Below are 13,736 nucleotides of genomic sequence, written 5' to 3'. Positions count from 1 at the left end.
GTGTGGGAGCCGGGGTCGGGGGAGCTCGCCGACCGGGTCTGGACCGAGCCCAGGGGGCCACCGGGGCTGCCCAGGGTGTGGCCGAGAAGGTAGGCGCTGCCCAGAATCGCGGTCGTGACCACCGACGCGACCACCAGCATGTTGGTCCTCGACAGGGTGGCCATCAGCGGACCGTTCCGGTGCGGGTCGCACGTCGGTCGCCCACGCGCGCACACCGACGTCGCGCCGCCACGAGACTCGCTGCTGCCACGTCTGCCCCTTCCGGATGTTCCCGGTCAAGGCTACGTACGAATTGTCCGATGAGAGATGTTTTCTGGTATTGCCGCGAAACCTGCTCAGGTCGTACGACACGAGGGTCGCCCCGGCAGCGATCGCGGGGCGGCCCTCGTGAACGTCGTCGCCTCAGACGGGCAGCGGCACGCCTTCCGTCTCCGCCAGCGGCCGGGAGGCCGGAGTGACGAACTTGTAGCCCACCTGCCGGACGGTGCCGATCATCGACTCGTACTCCGAGCCGAGCTTGGCCCGCAGTCGCCGTACGTGCACGTCGACGGTGCGGGTGCCGCCGAAGTAGTCGTAACCCCAGACCTCCCGCAGCAACTGGTCCCGGGTGAAGACCCGGCCCGGGTGCTGGGCCAGGAACTTGAGCAGCTCGAACTCCTTGTACGTCAGGTCGAGCGGCCGACCCTTCAGTTTGGCGGCGTAGGTGTCCGGGTCGATGGTCAGTTCACCGCCCCGGATCAGCCCGCCGGCCGCCGCGGTCGCGTTCGTGAGTCGGCCGACGGCGAGCCGCAGCCGGGCCTCGACCTCGGCCGGCCCGGCGCTGGCCAGGATGACGTCGTCCACGCCCCAGTCCGCGTTCAGGGCGATGAGGCCGGCCTCGGTCACCACCGCCAGCAGCGGTACGCCGAGGCCGGTGGCGTGCAGCATCCGGCAGGTCGCCCGCGCCTCGCTCAGTTCCGAACGGGCGTCGACCAGTACGGCGTCCGGGCTCGGCCCGGACACCAGGGTGCGGACATCACGAGGCGCGGTACGCACCGAGTGGGGCAGCAGATCGAGGGCAGGCAACACAACGGACGGTTCGCCTGCTCGCGCGGTCACCAGCAGCAGGATCTCCACACATCACCTCCGTCCCGGCGGCTCCGAACGGGCCGCGCGGTGGCCAGCGGCGCTCGGCGGGAGGCCGGGGGTACCGCTGAAGACTGGGGTCGTCCCGGCTTCACTGACGGGTAGGTAAGGCCAGAGTTTATCTGAATCTTCGGCCGGTGCTCTCACACGTTTGTCTCGTTGCCTGTGGGATCGGTCATTACACGCAAGTTTCCAAGTTGGGGAAACCGGGATCGGCGCGTCACCCGGTCGGTCTGGCACGATCGAGGGCGTGTACCCCTCGACGCCACCGGAGACAGGTCGTGATTCCTGGCCGGACAACCGTCCCGGCCCGGGCAGCCCGCACCGTGCCCCGGACCCTCGTGGCCACCCCGCCGCTCCCGATTCCCGGGGCGGCCCCTTCGATGGTCCCGACCCCCGGGGCGGCCCCTTCGACGGTCCCCGGCCGGCGGAGAGCCCACGACCGTTCGACGCACCGCGAACCGCCGGAGACCACCGGCCGTCCGACGCCTCCCGGGCGGAAGCCGCCGCACGTGCGGAAGCCTCCGCCGAACTGGAGGACCAGGACGACGAGGAGGAGCTGCCACCCGTACCGATCCGTCGGCTGCTGTCGGTGGCGATCGCGGGATTCGCCGGGCTGGTCGGAGTCGGCCTGATCTTCGGGGCACAGACCGCCGGCCCGGGTGCCCGGTTGCCCTTCGCCATGGTCGTCTTCGGGGTGCAGCTACTGTTCATCCTCGCCTGGACGATGGCCACCCGCCCGCCCGCGCTGCTGCTGGTGGCGGGGGTGTCGGTCGCGGCGGCCGCCGCCGCCGACGTGGCCGCCGTACTGCCCGAGATCGCCGCGCTCGGCCCGCTGGGGTACGTGGCCGCGGGTGCCCTGTTCGTCGGAGTGGTCGGGCAGCTCGTCCGGCGGGCCGACCGCGCCCGGGTCACCGAGTCGCTCGGCGCCACGCTGTTCATCGTGATCGGCGTCGTCTCGTTCGCGACCCTGATCGTGCTCAGCCGGATTCCGGTGGGTACCCAGGCGATCATCGTCTGCCTCGCCGCGACCGCGGTCGCGCTGACCGTCGCGCGGCTGACCGACGCACTGCTGCCGTGGCCGAGGCTGGCCCCGCAGGTGCCGCGCGGGGCGGCCGGTGTGGTGCTCGGGGCGATGCTCGGCACCCTCGCCGCGGCCATCCTCGGCAGCTACCTGGTACCGATGACGCCGACCCGTGGCGCGGTGGTCGGGCTGGTCGCGGCGGCCGCCGCGGTGCTGGCCGACCTTGCGGTCGGCTACTCGGAGGCGGGCCGGCAGATGGCCGGCGAACCGCCGACGATGTGGGTCGCCCGGCACATGCAGGGCCCGCTCGGCGGCTTCGCCCTGGCGGCACCGGCCGCCTACGCAATGAGCGTCTTCTTCCTGTAGAGGATGTAAGGAAGGGCCCCTTCTTATCGCTTTTTGTATAAGAAGGGGCCCTTCCTAACACCGCATGGGGCCACGATTGGAGATGTGGCGCGTCGGGTAGATAGTGGTGCCGGTGACGGCGATTGGGCCGGCGTACCCGATTTCGGAGAAGAGGCGGCGGCGTGGCGGACAGCTATCCGGCAGACGGTGGGACGTACGGCGAGAAGCCCCGTCGGCGCAGGGGCCGTCGGGCGCTCATCATCCTGATCATCCTGCTGCTCGTGCTGGGTGCCCTGCTCGTGGTCGCCGACCGGGTCGCCGCCGGAGTCGCCGAGCGGGTCGTGGCCGACCAGGTCGACCAACAGCTCACCAAGAAGAACGTCCAGGCGTCGGCCCCCGAGGTGACCGTGGGCGGCTTTCCGTTCCTGACCCAGGTACTGGGCGGCCGGTACGACTCGATCAACGTCGTGCTCCGGGATCTGCAGGGTCCGGTCCAGGGCACCAACGCCACGGTACGGGTGCCGGAGCTGACGGCCGACGCCCGGAACGTGACCGCGTCGCTCGACACGCTGCGCAGCGGTCAGGGCGAGGTCACCGCCGAGACGGTGCAGGGCACGGCGACAGTCGCGTACGACAGCGTGGTCGCGCTGATCGACCAGCCCGGAGTCGAGTTGCGGGAGCAGGACGGCAAGCTGGCCGTCACGGCGTCCGTACGCGTGCCGATCCTGGAGCAGAACCTGACCGTCCGGGGCACCGCCAAGCTGACCGTGCAGGGCACGGACATCGTCGTCGACGTCGACCAGCTGACCGCCGACGACCTGCCGGAAAACCCGCTGGTCCAGTCCTTCATCACCGGGTTCGCCAAGGACCTCTCGGTCAAGGTGCCGTTGCCGGCGCTGCCGTTCGATTTGGAGTTGCAGGAGGTACGCCCGTTGCCGAACGGATTGGCCGTGACGGGCAGCGCCCGCAACGTGTCGCTGAGTGAGGTCCGCTGATCCGGGCGCCGCACTCGTTCCGATGGTGCTCGTCGCCGTGCCCGCCCGAGCGGGGACATGGTGCTCGTTGCCGTGCCCGCCCGAGCGGGGACATGGTGCTCGTTGCCGTGCCCGCCCGAGCGGGGACATGGTGCTCGTTGCCGTGCCCGCCCGAGCGGGGACGGAGAGCGACGGGTGTGATCCCGGATCGTGGTCGGACCTGGGTGACGACTTCGTGCACTGGTAGGCTCCGGTTCCATGGGGACGCTCCTCACCAAACGGCGCGCGGTCGACCTGTGCCGCGTGGCCACCTGCCTGTGTCGCCCCGTCATCTGACGGCGGGGCTGTCTCTGCGTACCCTCTGAGTCCCTTCCACGCCCGGCAGCGGCGCCGTCGCACGTACCCGTGATCCGTCCAATCAATGGGTCCCGCGCGTGACTTGCGACCACAACATCAGTCGACCCACACGCGCAGGCTCACCACAATCCTCACCAAGGAGTGATCTGATGAGTCGCGACACCGCACTCGTCTCGGCCGACTGGGTCGAGAAGAATCTCGACGCCCCCGGCGTGGTTTTCGTCGAGGTGGACGAGGACACCAGCGCGTACGACGGTGGGCACATCGCCGGTGCGATCAAGCTGGACTGGAAGACCGACCTGCAGGACCCGGTACGCCGGGACTTCGTGAACAAGTCGCAGTTCGAGGCGCTGCTCTCCGGGCGGGGCATCGGCAACGACGACACCGTCGTCCTCTACGGCGGCAACAACAACTGGTTCGCCGCCTACGCGTACTGGTACTTCAAGCTCTACGGGCACGGCGACGTCAAGCTCCTCGACGGTGGCCGCAAGAAGTGGGAGTTGGAGGGTCGGCCGCTGGTCGCCGACGCGGTCTCCCGCCCGGCGACCCAGTACGTCGCGCAGGAGCCGGACCTGTCCATCCGGGCGTTCCGCGACGAGGCGGTCGCCGCGATCGGCAGCAAGAACCTGGTCGACGTGCGTTCCCCCGACGAGTACGCCGGCCGGCTGCTCGCCCCGGCCCACCTGCCGCAGGAGCAGGCGCAGCGGGCCGGGCACATCCCGACCGCGATCAGCGTGCCGTGGTCGAAGGCCGCGAACGAGGACGGCACCTTCAAGTCCGACGACGAGCTTCGCAAGATCTATGCGGAGGCCGGGCTGGACGACGGCAAGGAGACCATCGCGTACTGCCGGATCGGCGAGCGTTCCTCGCACACCTGGTTCGTTCTCCAGGAGTTGTTGGGCCACCAGAACGTGAAGAACTACGACGGTTCCTGGACCGAGTACGGCTCGCTCGTCGGTGTGCCGGTGGCGCTCGGCGATGAGCCGGGGGAGGCGTGAGCACCATGACCGTTCCCGTCACGGCCGGTTGCGCGGCCCCGGACCAGGCGGCTCCGCTGCCTGCCGGTCTGGACCTGGAGAAGGAAACCGTCATCACCGGCGTGGTCAGCGCCGAGAACGGCGAGGCCGTTCCGGGGGCGTACGTCCGGCTGCTCGACTCCACGGGTGAGTTCACCGCGGAGGTGGTCACCTCGCCGGCCGGCCAGTTCCGGTTCTTCGCCGCACCGGGTAGTTGGACGCTGCGGGCGCTGTCCCGGCACGGCAACGGCGACACCGCGATCACCGCCGGTCGGGGCATCAACGAGGTCGCCGTCACCGTCGGCTGAGGCGTACCGCGACCGGTTCGACATCAGGATCCCGCCGATTTCCGATCGGCGGGATCCTTGTTGTTCCGGTTCTCCGGGGTTCGCTCAGATCCGGTTGACCAGCATGTCGGTCGAGACCTGCCACAACCGGGCGGCAGCCTCCGGGTCGAGCGCGTAGTCGGCCACGCCGGACCGTTCCGTGGCGCCCCGGAGTGCCTCGTTGCAGTCCTCGAAGTACCGGCCGCCGACGCCGTCGAGTTCCGGCCAGGTCGCGAGCAGTACGGAGGTGGCGGCGCCCTGCTCCGGGCTCTTGAACTCCTCGCCGGAGGCCTTCGCGGCGTCGAGTTCCTCCTTGCTCATGTGCCGGGTCAGGTTCGACGCGATGATCGCGCCGGGATGCAGTGCGTTGACGGTGATCCCGGCTGCGGCCCAGCGCTTGTCGGCCTCGACCGCGAACAGGATGTTGGCCGTCTTGGACTGCCCGTACCCCACCCAGGGGTCGTATTCGCGCCGCTCGAAGTTGATGTCTTCGAAGTCCACCGGGGCGAGCCGATGTCCCCGCGAACTGACGGATACGACGCGGGACCGGCCGGCCGCCGCCAGCGCGTCGTGCAGGCCGGTGGCCAGCGCGAAGTGCCCGAGATGGTTGGTGCCGAACTGGATCTCCCAGCCCTGCGGGGTCCGGGTGAGCGGCGGGGCCATGATCCCGGCGTTGTTGATCAGAATGTGCAGCGGGCCGGTCCAGTCGGCGACGAACGCCGCGATCGACGCCGGGTCGGCGAGGTCGAGCGGGGCGACCCGGATCCGGCTGTTGCCGGTGCTCGCGGTGATCTCCGTGGCGACCCGCTCGCCGGCCGCGACGTCGCGGACAGCCAGGGTCACCTCGGCGTTGGCGCTGGCGAGCGCGCGGGCCGTCTCGACGCCGATCCCGGAGGCGGCGCCGGTGACGACGGCCCGGCGACCGTCGAGGTCGATTCCGGCGATGACGTCGGCGGCGGTCGACTGCGCGCCGAAGGGTGTGGTGATGCGGCTGTCGTTCATGATCTGCCTTTCTTCTGCTTTCTGGCCGAGTGCCGGTTTCCCGTTCGGCAGCGAAGTATCCGAACCGGAGCCTCCTCCGTTACTCACCCACGGTAACCGGAGTCGGCTCCGGTTGCCACCGGATGCAGCCCGAGGTGAGACGCGCGCCACACCGCTCGCCCTGACCAAGGCCCCGCCGGCCGTCCTGTGGCGGGGCGAGATCAGTGCTTTCCACCACGATCGAGATCGTCCGTAAGCCCGGCGACCAGCGTGGCTTCGTGGTGCACCGGGTGCGGTGGATCGTCGAGCGGAGTCCGGCGTGGTTGACCGGCCATCGCCGTCTGGCTCTTCGATTACGAACGACGCATCGACGGGAGAAGCCGGCTTGACCATCGACGCTCCTACTTGGAGGATGATCCCCGGCCGCGTACCCGTTGCGTTCTCCCTACGGCGTCGGCTACCCCAAATCATGAGGAGGTCATCGAGCGATGACGACCTGGATCGTCGGCGCGGTTGTTGTCGTGCTCGTGCTGGTCGCCGTGACACTGGTTGGCGCCTACAACAGGCTTGTCAGGCTGGACCAGAAGGCACAGGAGGCGTGGAGCGGGATCACGGTCCAGTTGGAGCGCCGATACGACCTGATCCCCAACCTCGTCAACACCGTGAAGGGCTACGCCACGCACGAGAGAGAGGTTCTGGAAAGGGTCACGGCGGCTCGGGCCAACGCTCTCGACGCCCGCGACCAAGGTGTGGAGCACGCGGCAAAAGCCGAGCACCAGTTCCAGACGGCCCTCAAGAGCCTCTTCGCCGTATCAGAGAGTTATCCGCAGTTGCGAGCCAATGAGAGCTTCCGGAAGCTTCATGACGAACTCGTCGACACGGAGGACAGAATTTCGGCGTCGCGTCGCTTCTACAACGGCGTCGTACGTGACTTCAACACCAGGCGCACCACCTTTCCCACGAACGTCTTCGCCAACGCCTGGCGCTTCGGACAGAATAGGGAGTTCTTTGACGTCGCCGAGTCCAGAGCGACGCAGATCAGCGAACCCCGCGCAGTCGAATTTTAGGTGCATGATCTTATGGAATCCACTCGTTCGGGTTCGCAGAATGGACGCGATCTCCTCTCTCCGGAGCAGATCGCCGCGCTACGTGCCCAGTTGGACGCACTGCCGCTCGAGATCGTGGACCGGCGCCTGCCGGCCAGCCTCACCCGTTTCAGGGGACGTAGCGGGGCCTGGCGTACGAAAGACGACGACGATCTGTTCGATCTGACAGTCTGGGATGGTGTGACGAGGGGCCCCGGGCGTCGGGCCGAGAAGGCTCACATCCGGATAAGCCTTTTCTCCATCGAGAACAATCATGTCGTCACCGAATGTCGGGCAGACCTCGTCACCGGGGAGTTCGTGGCGGCTCAGGGTGCCGGAAACGTGCGACAGAAGGGCAATTCAGAAGGCGCTTTTGGGCTGCTGGCAGCGGCCCTGGGCCACTTAGGTCAGAAATGAGCGCCCGTGAGTCTCATCTTCAGACTTAAGCAACGACTTCGTACCGGCATCGCACACGTGTGGCCGTTCGGCGTGCTGACGGTCATCGGTATCCTGGTACTTGACCCACCGACCGACGGCAAGATACACACGAGCAGGTTTGCGGAGGCGGTATTCGGATTCGTTCGCGGCAAGACGCATCCGGAATGGCATCATGCGGCGACAGGCGTTCTGACCGCCATTGCGTGGGTACTGATCCTACTGGTGCTGGTGCGTATCGCTACCGGGGTGTTGGCCAGCAATTCTCGCCTGTTCAAGCGGCTGGCCAGGCGGCTGGAAGCGCGTGACGGCGTAACCTCCGTCGAACTCACCCCGAACGGTACGAGCGCGGTGCATCGACTGTCCCGATCTTTCGCGTCCGACAGCCCTCGCCAAACCGTGTTGAGCTACTCCGTTCAGGCTCCCCAGGGCGAAACTGTACGCATCGAGTACCAGGACACGTTCGCCCGTGAGGGATGGCGACTCAGGATAGGGCAGACGACGCGGGCAACCGTCCAGTCACCCGTCGATCTGCCAACCGTGCACATCCTGTCGAAGGCCACCACCGCCAGTCAGTCGTCCCTCGTGGAGCGGCTGCGTAACCCTGGGCAGTACGTTGAACTGGAGGGCGACTTCTCGGAGATATTCAGCGTGTACGTCGCTCGTGGTTACGAGACGTACGCGCTCGAAGTCCTTCAACCCGTCGTGATGGAGAAACTGAGGCGCGTTGCTCGCGGCGTGGACATCGAGCTTGCGGACAGCACGATCGTAATCAGCCAACCGCACTACGCCGTCACACCCGAGGAACTTGTCCAGTTCGAATCCGTCGTGCTTGAGTGTCTGACCATTGTGCGGCCGTACTTGACCAAGCAGGTCAGGTTGGGTGAATCCAGGGAGTATCTACCGCATCAGTACGAGTATTTCGATCCGGAGATACGCCCGATGCGCTTGTTCAGTGATGTGTTGCTGAAGGTGCTGGCGGGCTGTTTCGCCATCGCGGTGGCGCTGATCGCCGTGTCCGAGATCCTGCCGATATTTCCGGACCAGACAAAATCCGTCGCAAGCGGATTCAGGGTAACCTACGCCAATCCCTGGAAGGATGCCCTGGAGGCGCTCTCGCTTCTCATCTTCGTCTTCGCGTTCTTCGCCTTTGCCGCAGCCGAGGTGGAACTGTTGATCCGACGCCTCGTTTTCCACCAACGGCGACGGACCGCACAGGCAACGGTCAAGTCGACGACGAGGTAGTGACGTTGAGCAGGACGTGCTGGTCCGTCTCCGGTACCCAGCCAGTTGATCAAGGAGCCGGGCCGACCGCCGAAACGCCCGTCGGAGCTCCCCGGGCAGTCGAGGGGGGACAGTAGCCGTGTGGCCCGGCCAATTTGTAGGCTCTGGATGGGGACCTGGTTGGGGGCCGTGGACGCTGCGGTGACGATCTTCGTGCTCGGCGATGCCCGGCCGGTCTCATAGGCTCGGAGCGTGGAAAGCAGTCGAGGACGGATCATGGCCGATTTGTTGGAGGCGGCGGAGAACGCGTCGCCGGTCGAGGCGGTCGAGGCGGTCACCCGGGAACTCGGTAAGGGGCTGGGGGCACTCAGCATCGGGTTCTTGATCGCGGATCTCAGCGGTCGGGCGCTGGTCCGGATGGCCCAGATGCCGTTCGGCGGTGCCGGTGAGGGACGCCGGGACGGTGATGAGGTCGCCACGGTGGCGCCGTTCGACGGCGGCCCCGCCGAGCAGGCGCTACGCAGCCAGACGGTGCAGGTTGTCGAGCAACCTGACGGTTGGCTGGTGTTGGCGCCGGTGACCGACCGTGGTGAGGCGATCGGTCTGCTCGAAATCGTCCTGCCGGACGAGCCCGCTCCGCCGATGCTGGAGGAGATCGGTCGCACGGCGCACGTTCTGGCGTTCGTGGTGATAGCCAACCGGCGGTACACAGACCTTTTCGAGTGGGGGCAACGCACGACCCCGTTCACCCTGTCCGCAGAGATCCAGCGCCGCCTGCTACCCAACTCGTTCACGTGCGAGGCCAGTGCTTTCGTCCTCTCCGGCTGGCTCGAACCCGCCGCCAGCATCGGTGGGGACACCTTCGACTACAGCCTTGCCCGGGACGAGCTGCACTTCAGCGTCACCGACGCGATGGGCCACGGGGTGGCCAGCGCGCTGACGGCCACCCTGGGCGTGGGCAGTCTGCGCAACAGTCGCCGCCGCGCGGCCGACCTGGTGGCGCAGGCAGAGACCGCGAACGCCGCCGTGGCCGAGCATGCCACCGTGCCGGGCAGTTACCTCACCGCGGTACTCGGCCGTCTCGACCTGCGCACCGGAGTGTGCGCGCTACTCAACGCCGGGCACGTGCCGCCGATGCTGGTACGCGACGGAGACACGCAGGCGCTCCCACTACCGGGCAACTTCCCCCTGGGTATGTTCGCCGGGGCCAGTTACCGCGCTGGGGAGATCACGATGCGACCCGGCGACCGCTTGGTACTGGTCACCGACGGTGTGCGGGAGCGCAACGCCGCCAGGCTGGACCTACCGGCCCTGTTCCGGTCAATCGTCGACCTGCATCCGCGCGAGGCTGTCCGGGCGTTGGCCGACGCCGTGCTCGAGGTCAGCGGACCGACCCTGGCCGACGACGCCACCCTGCTGATCCTCGACTGGCACGGCGGGCACGGCGAGGATCGGCGTACCCGCGCCGGTGCCGACCAGATGCGTGCCAGCCCCGCGTTGCCCGAGTGACTACCCGCCCGTCATGCCCTCCACAAATGACACGTCGGCCTCAGCCGCCCGCACACTGTCATAGACATGTATGACCTGATCTACCGACGTCACCGTCAGGACGTTGCGCACGGTGGGCTGCACCGCGGCGAGCGACAATCGGCCACCGACCTCACGCATCGCCTTGAATACCAGCACCAGCGCGCCCAACGCGCTGGAATCCATGAACCCGACCCCGGCCAGATCCACCACCACCCGGCGGTCACCGGCATCAACCAACTGTTGCAGACCATCGCGCAACTGCGGAGACGTTGCCATATCCAGCTCGCCATGCACCTCGACCACCGTACAACCACGGCCCGACCGGACCGACAACAGCAGATCCACAACAACCTCCCCACCCCGATGATCCCCGATCACCCTATGCGGCCGGCAGACAAACCACCGGCGGCACCGGTACGTCGGGCCGACGCCCTGACTGTTTCAGTTCGGCAACCCGGGGTAGTGCGGATCAAATCCGGTGCATCCCGCCCCAAATGTGACCCGGTGACGCGGGGCGGTCACCGCACCGGCCGAGGAGGAACTGTGCAATGCGGATGACCATGACGCTGTCGCTTCCGCGCCAACCGTCCTCGGTGACTCGCGCCCGTCATGTACTCAACACCCTGCTGAGCCTCACCGACACTGCCGAGGACTCCTGCGGGCATCTCGCCGTGTTGATCACCGAGGCGTGCACCAACGCGGTGGTGCACGCCGATCCGGACAGCACCGTCGAGATCAGCATCGTCATCGACGACCTCGTCTGCCTGATCGAGGTCGGGAACCGGGGTACCACCCCCGACAGCGCCGGACTCGACGCCGACCTCCCCGACCCGCTCACCATCGGTGGTCGTGGGCTGCCCCTGATCGCCGCGCTCGCCGACACCGCGGTCTTCGTCGCCGGGCCACCCGACCACGTGCTGCTGCGCATCACCAAAGACCTCACCGACGTACGGACATCATCGGTCCGATGACCGGAAACGCCACGCCGCCGGCCCGGCGGTAGGCGGCGAGAACCACCCGCCGCCCCTCTCGGACCAGGGACGTCCTACTCGGGTATCCGGACCTGCCAGCCCGTACGGACGAGTCGGGCCGTGACCGGCTGCCCGGGATGCCGGGCCGCGAGTTCGCGTACCTGCTCGGTGGGGTCGGGGAGGTCGTCCGGTGGTACCGGCTGTTGCGGAACGCCGATCGGGCGGTCCGGCGCGGTCGGCAGGCTGCGGTGCAGGTCGGAACCGAGATACCGCAGGCAGTACGCGACCGCCTCGGGCAGGCTCCGGTGCGAGGGGATGGCGGTGTCGTCATCGGGTGGGGACTGCGTACCGACGACATCGACCTGCCAGCGGAGCCCCTGGACGAGCCGGGGATCGCCGGCGTTGTGCCGATGGTCGGCGACGATGACCCGCAGGACCAGACCGATCCCGTGGACGACCCGGGCCAGCCGGGTCAGCGGCGGCGCATCCCATCCGGCGGCGGAGACGAGAAGTCGACCGCCCGGTCGGCCCCGACTGACCGTCGCGAGATAGCTCAGCGCCGGATCGTCGCCCGGCCGGAGCACCGTGACGATGCCGTCCAGGAGATCGTGGTCGACGGCACGATCGGAGTCGAGTTCGACCAGCTCGTCGGGACGTACCCCGAAGATGCTGGACCAGGGGCGGAGCCGGTAGCGGTCGGCGAGCTGGACCACCGGCTGGCCGGCGGGTTGCGTGCCGACCAGCGTCGCCGGGGCGGCCGAGTCGTCGGGCCGCCAGTTCAGGTGTACGACTCGACCGGCCAGATCCGTGACGGTGAGCACCGCCCCGTGGCAGGTACGGCGGCTGCCGGAGCAGGTGTGGCAGGGGAGCAGCCACTCTCGGGTGCCGGTGCCGTGGCAGTCGCGGCACGGCGTCGACGGGATCGGGTCGCCGAGCCAACTCGGTGCCGGCGGTTCCCAGGTACGCGCCAGGATGGTGGCGTGCCGGCGGGCGACCTGCCCGGTCTCCAGCTCGGTCAGGGTCGCGGTGGTGTCGGCGGTGTGCAGGCTGGTGTGCCGCCACCGGCCGTCGCGCCAGATCGCCTGGGCGCCTGGCGCGTCCGCGCAGTCCCGAAGGATCCGGCGTTCGAGCTGGTCGACGTCGACCGGCTCGACCGGCAGGGGATGCGGGTCGGGCAACCGTGGGTCGAGGTAGTGGGCCGGGGCGGTCAGGCAGCGCTCGGCGAGGCCGTAGCAGGCGTCGGCGACGCTGGTCCGTTCAACGGCGGTGGGCAGGTCCGGATGGTAGCCGTGCGGACGCCGTGGCACCTGCGTACCGAAGGTCTCCAGGCGGATGTCCCAGTTCGGCGTGCCGTACCCGGTGGATCTGGCCTCGACGACCAGGTCCAGGCAGAGCCGGTCCGCCAGCCGGCGCAGCCGGTCGAGGTGTCCGGCCAGGTCGGACGGGTCGGGCGGGTCCGGTGCGGTGGTGCGACCGAGGAAGACCAGCCACGGCGCGTACGACCGGTTGGCGAGCGCTCGGGCCTCGAAGTCGTACCGGTCGACGCCGGCCAGGTCGGGCCGCCAGCGGCGGTTGAGCAGCACGCTGAGCTGGCCGTCCGGCTCCGGCGGCCGGTCCGGGGTGAACACCTCGCGCAGGGTCGCCGGCGCCGCGCCGGCCCGGCTGGCCAGCTCCGCCAGCAGCGGACCGAGCGCGATCCGCCAGCCGTCGGGTCCGGGAGTCGGGTCGACCGACCCGGGTACGACATTCGCCGAGGCGACCGCTCCGGTGTCCAGGTTGGCGACGGTGAGCACGAGTTGGGCGCGGCGCCGGCCATGCCCGGAGCACTCCGGACACGGCCGGGCCACCGTGCCGTCCCCGGTACACAGCTCGCAGTCCGGCCAGGGGCGCCCGTCGTCGTTCGGCGCGCCGACCGGCTGATCCACCAGGAAGTTGCCGTCGCCGTCGCGGCATCGGCACCGGTCCAGCGTGAGCGTCGTTCCGGTGCAGCGGACGCAGACCACGGTCGGGACGGCTTCACTCGTCATCGGGATTGTCGCGATCTGCATCGGGACTGCTGCGATCTGCCTCGGGATTGTCGCGATCTGCATCGGTAGCGATGCGATGGCAGGCGCCGATGTGACCGGCCTTCAGCGGGCAGCGGCGACCGCCGTCCAGTAACCGGTCACAGAACACCCGGTGCTGCACCGCCTGCTCGCCCTCGATGGAGACGGCCGTCTCGCCGGGGAGCAGTTCCGGCAGGAAGTGCAGGGAGCGGGCGAGGGTACGGGCCAGCAGTTGCGCCGCCGGAAGGTCGGTGCTGGTCACGGTCAGATGGACGACGTACCGCTGCCGGGGTCCGTC

15 protein-coding genes are annotated in these 13,736 nt (G+C 68.6%); 10 read left to right on the top strand and 5 right to left on the bottom strand.

The features are described 5' to 3' along the window. Nucleotides 1-402: 402 nt before the first annotated feature. Nucleotides 403-1,116 (bottom strand): winged helix-turn-helix transcriptional regulator, encoded by a 714-nt coding sequence (locus I0C86_RS40205; RefSeq protein WP_196206561.1) that lies wholly within the window; start codon nucleotides 1,114-1,116, stop codon nucleotides 403-405. 259 nt (nucleotides 1,117-1,375) lie between these two features. On the opposite strand from I0C86_RS40205, the gene I0C86_RS40200 reads away from it, so the two are divergent. The 5 genes from I0C86_RS40200 (at nucleotide 1,376) to I0C86_RS40185 (ending at nucleotide 5,149) form a co-directional block, all read left to right on the top strand. Beyond that, entirely contained in the window at nucleotides 1,376-2,515 is a 1,140-nt protein-coding gene (locus I0C86_RS40200; protein WP_196206560.1) for a hypothetical protein, read from the top strand. Nucleotides 2,516-2,676: 161 nt separating this feature from the next. Continuing rightward, a complete protein-coding gene (locus tag I0C86_RS40195) occupies nucleotides 2,677-3,489 on the top strand; it encodes an LmeA family phospholipid-binding protein (protein ID WP_196206559.1) in 813 nt (270 codons plus the stop codon). Between the two features lie 237 nt (nucleotides 3,490-3,726). After that, nucleotides 3,727-3,804: an Ms5788A family Cys-rich leader peptide gene (locus I0C86_RS45675; RefSeq protein ID WP_311202345.1), complete on the top strand. Its 78-nt coding sequence runs from the start codon at nucleotides 3,727-3,729 to the stop codon at nucleotides 3,802-3,804. Between the two features lie 170 nt (nucleotides 3,805-3,974). Beyond that, nucleotides 3,975-4,823, top strand: coding sequence for a sulfurtransferase (locus tag I0C86_RS40190; RefSeq protein ID WP_196206558.1), 849 nt, complete (start codon nucleotides 3,975-3,977; stop codon nucleotides 4,821-4,823). Between the two features lie 5 nt (nucleotides 4,824-4,828). Then, nucleotides 4,829-5,149 carry a DUF1416 domain-containing protein gene (locus I0C86_RS40185; RefSeq protein WP_196206557.1) on the top strand — a complete coding sequence of 107 codons (321 nt, stop codon included), beginning with the start codon at nucleotides 4,829-4,831 and terminating at the stop codon, nucleotides 5,147-5,149. Between the two features lie 84 nt (nucleotides 5,150-5,233). Here I0C86_RS40185 and I0C86_RS40180 read toward each other — a convergent pair whose 3' ends face one another. Continuing rightward, complete coding sequence (locus I0C86_RS40180) at nucleotides 5,234-6,169, bottom strand: SDR family NAD(P)-dependent oxidoreductase (RefSeq protein ID WP_196206556.1); 936 nt, start codon at nucleotides 6,167-6,169, stop codon at nucleotides 5,234-5,236. Nucleotides 6,170-6,636: 467 nt separating this feature from the next. On the opposite strand from I0C86_RS40180, the gene I0C86_RS40175 reads away from it, so the two are divergent. From I0C86_RS40175 to I0C86_RS40160, 4 genes are all read left to right on the top strand, one after another. Continuing rightward, nucleotides 6,637-7,215, top strand: coding sequence for a LemA family protein (locus tag I0C86_RS40175; protein WP_196206555.1), 579 nt, complete (start codon nucleotides 6,637-6,639; stop codon nucleotides 7,213-7,215). Between the two features lie 12 nt (nucleotides 7,216-7,227). After that, a complete protein-coding gene (locus I0C86_RS40170; protein WP_196206554.1) occupies nucleotides 7,228-7,650 on the top strand; it encodes a hypothetical protein in 423 nt (140 codons plus the stop codon). Nucleotides 7,651-7,656: 6 nt separating this feature from the next. After that, nucleotides 7,657-8,913: a hypothetical protein gene (locus tag I0C86_RS40165; RefSeq protein ID WP_196206553.1), complete on the top strand. Its 1,257-nt coding sequence runs from the start codon at nucleotides 7,657-7,659 to the stop codon at nucleotides 8,911-8,913. 255 nt (nucleotides 8,914-9,168) lie between these two features. Further along, nucleotides 9,169-10,401 carry a PP2C family protein-serine/threonine phosphatase gene (locus tag I0C86_RS40160; protein WP_196206552.1) on the top strand — a complete coding sequence of 411 codons (1,233 nt, stop codon included), beginning with the start codon at nucleotides 9,169-9,171 and terminating at the stop codon, nucleotides 10,399-10,401. Here the strand turns inward: I0C86_RS40160 and I0C86_RS40155 are convergent, their stop codons facing one another. After that, the gene (locus tag I0C86_RS40155) at nucleotides 10,402-10,767 is read right to left on the bottom strand and encodes an STAS domain-containing protein (RefSeq protein WP_196206551.1); all 366 of its coding nucleotides are present in this window, start codon (nucleotides 10,765-10,767) and stop codon (nucleotides 10,402-10,404) included. A 203-nt stretch (nucleotides 10,768-10,970) separates the two neighbouring features. Between I0C86_RS40155 and I0C86_RS40150 the strand changes: the two genes are divergently transcribed. After that, complete coding sequence (locus I0C86_RS40150) at nucleotides 10,971-11,393, top strand: ATP-binding protein (RefSeq protein ID WP_196206550.1); 423 nt, start codon at nucleotides 10,971-10,973, stop codon at nucleotides 11,391-11,393. Nucleotides 11,394-11,467: 74 nt separating this feature from the next. Here the strand turns inward: I0C86_RS40150 and I0C86_RS40145 are convergent, their stop codons facing one another. Next, the gene (locus tag I0C86_RS40145) at nucleotides 11,468-13,420 is read right to left on the bottom strand and encodes a hypothetical protein (protein ID WP_196206549.1); all 1,953 of its coding nucleotides are present in this window, start codon (nucleotides 13,418-13,420) and stop codon (nucleotides 11,468-11,470) included. Then, the gene (locus I0C86_RS40140; protein WP_407676406.1) at nucleotides 13,410-13,700 is read right to left on the bottom strand and encodes a hypothetical protein; all 291 of its coding nucleotides are present in this window, start codon (nucleotides 13,698-13,700) and stop codon (nucleotides 13,410-13,412) included. Before I0C86_RS40140 ends, I0C86_RS40145 begins: the two co-directional genes overlap by 11 nt. Between the last annotated feature and the right edge of the window lie 36 nt (nucleotides 13,701-13,736).

This window comes from Plantactinospora alkalitolerans (assembly GCF_015690345.1).
Lineage (GTDB): Bacteria > Actinomycetota > Actinomycetes > Mycobacteriales > Micromonosporaceae > Plantactinospora > Plantactinospora alkalitolerans.
The sequence above is the reverse complement of the archived record's forward strand: the minus strand, read 5'-3'. Positions and strand labels throughout refer to the sequence as shown.

Coding starts and splice junctions, on each gene's coding strand:
- I0C86_RS40190 (WP_196206558.1), top strand. CDS start 3,975: ATGAGTCGCGACACCGCACTCGTCTCGGCCGACTGGGTCGAGAAGAAT.
- I0C86_RS40145 (WP_196206549.1), bottom strand. CDS start 13,420: ATGACGAGTGAAGCCGTCCCGACCGTGGTCTGCGTCCGCTGCACCGGA.
- I0C86_RS40180 (WP_196206556.1), bottom strand. CDS start 6,169: ATGAACGACAGCCGCATCACCACACCCTTCGGCGCGCAGTCGACCGCC.
- I0C86_RS40150 (WP_196206550.1), top strand. CDS start 10,971: ATGCGGATGACCATGACGCTGTCGCTTCCGCGCCAACCGTCCTCGGTG.
- I0C86_RS45675 (WP_311202345.1), top strand. CDS start 3,727: ATGGGGACGCTCCTCACCAAACGGCGCGCGGTCGACCTGTGCCGCGTG.
- I0C86_RS40170 (WP_196206554.1), top strand. CDS start 7,228: ATGGAATCCACTCGTTCGGGTTCGCAGAATGGACGCGATCTCCTCTCT.
- I0C86_RS40185 (WP_196206557.1), top strand. CDS start 4,829: ATGACCGTTCCCGTCACGGCCGGTTGCGCGGCCCCGGACCAGGCGGCT.
- I0C86_RS40175 (WP_196206555.1), top strand. CDS start 6,637: ATGACGACCTGGATCGTCGGCGCGGTTGTTGTCGTGCTCGTGCTGGTC.
- I0C86_RS40160 (WP_196206552.1), top strand. CDS start 9,169: ATGGCCGATTTGTTGGAGGCGGCGGAGAACGCGTCGCCGGTCGAGGCG.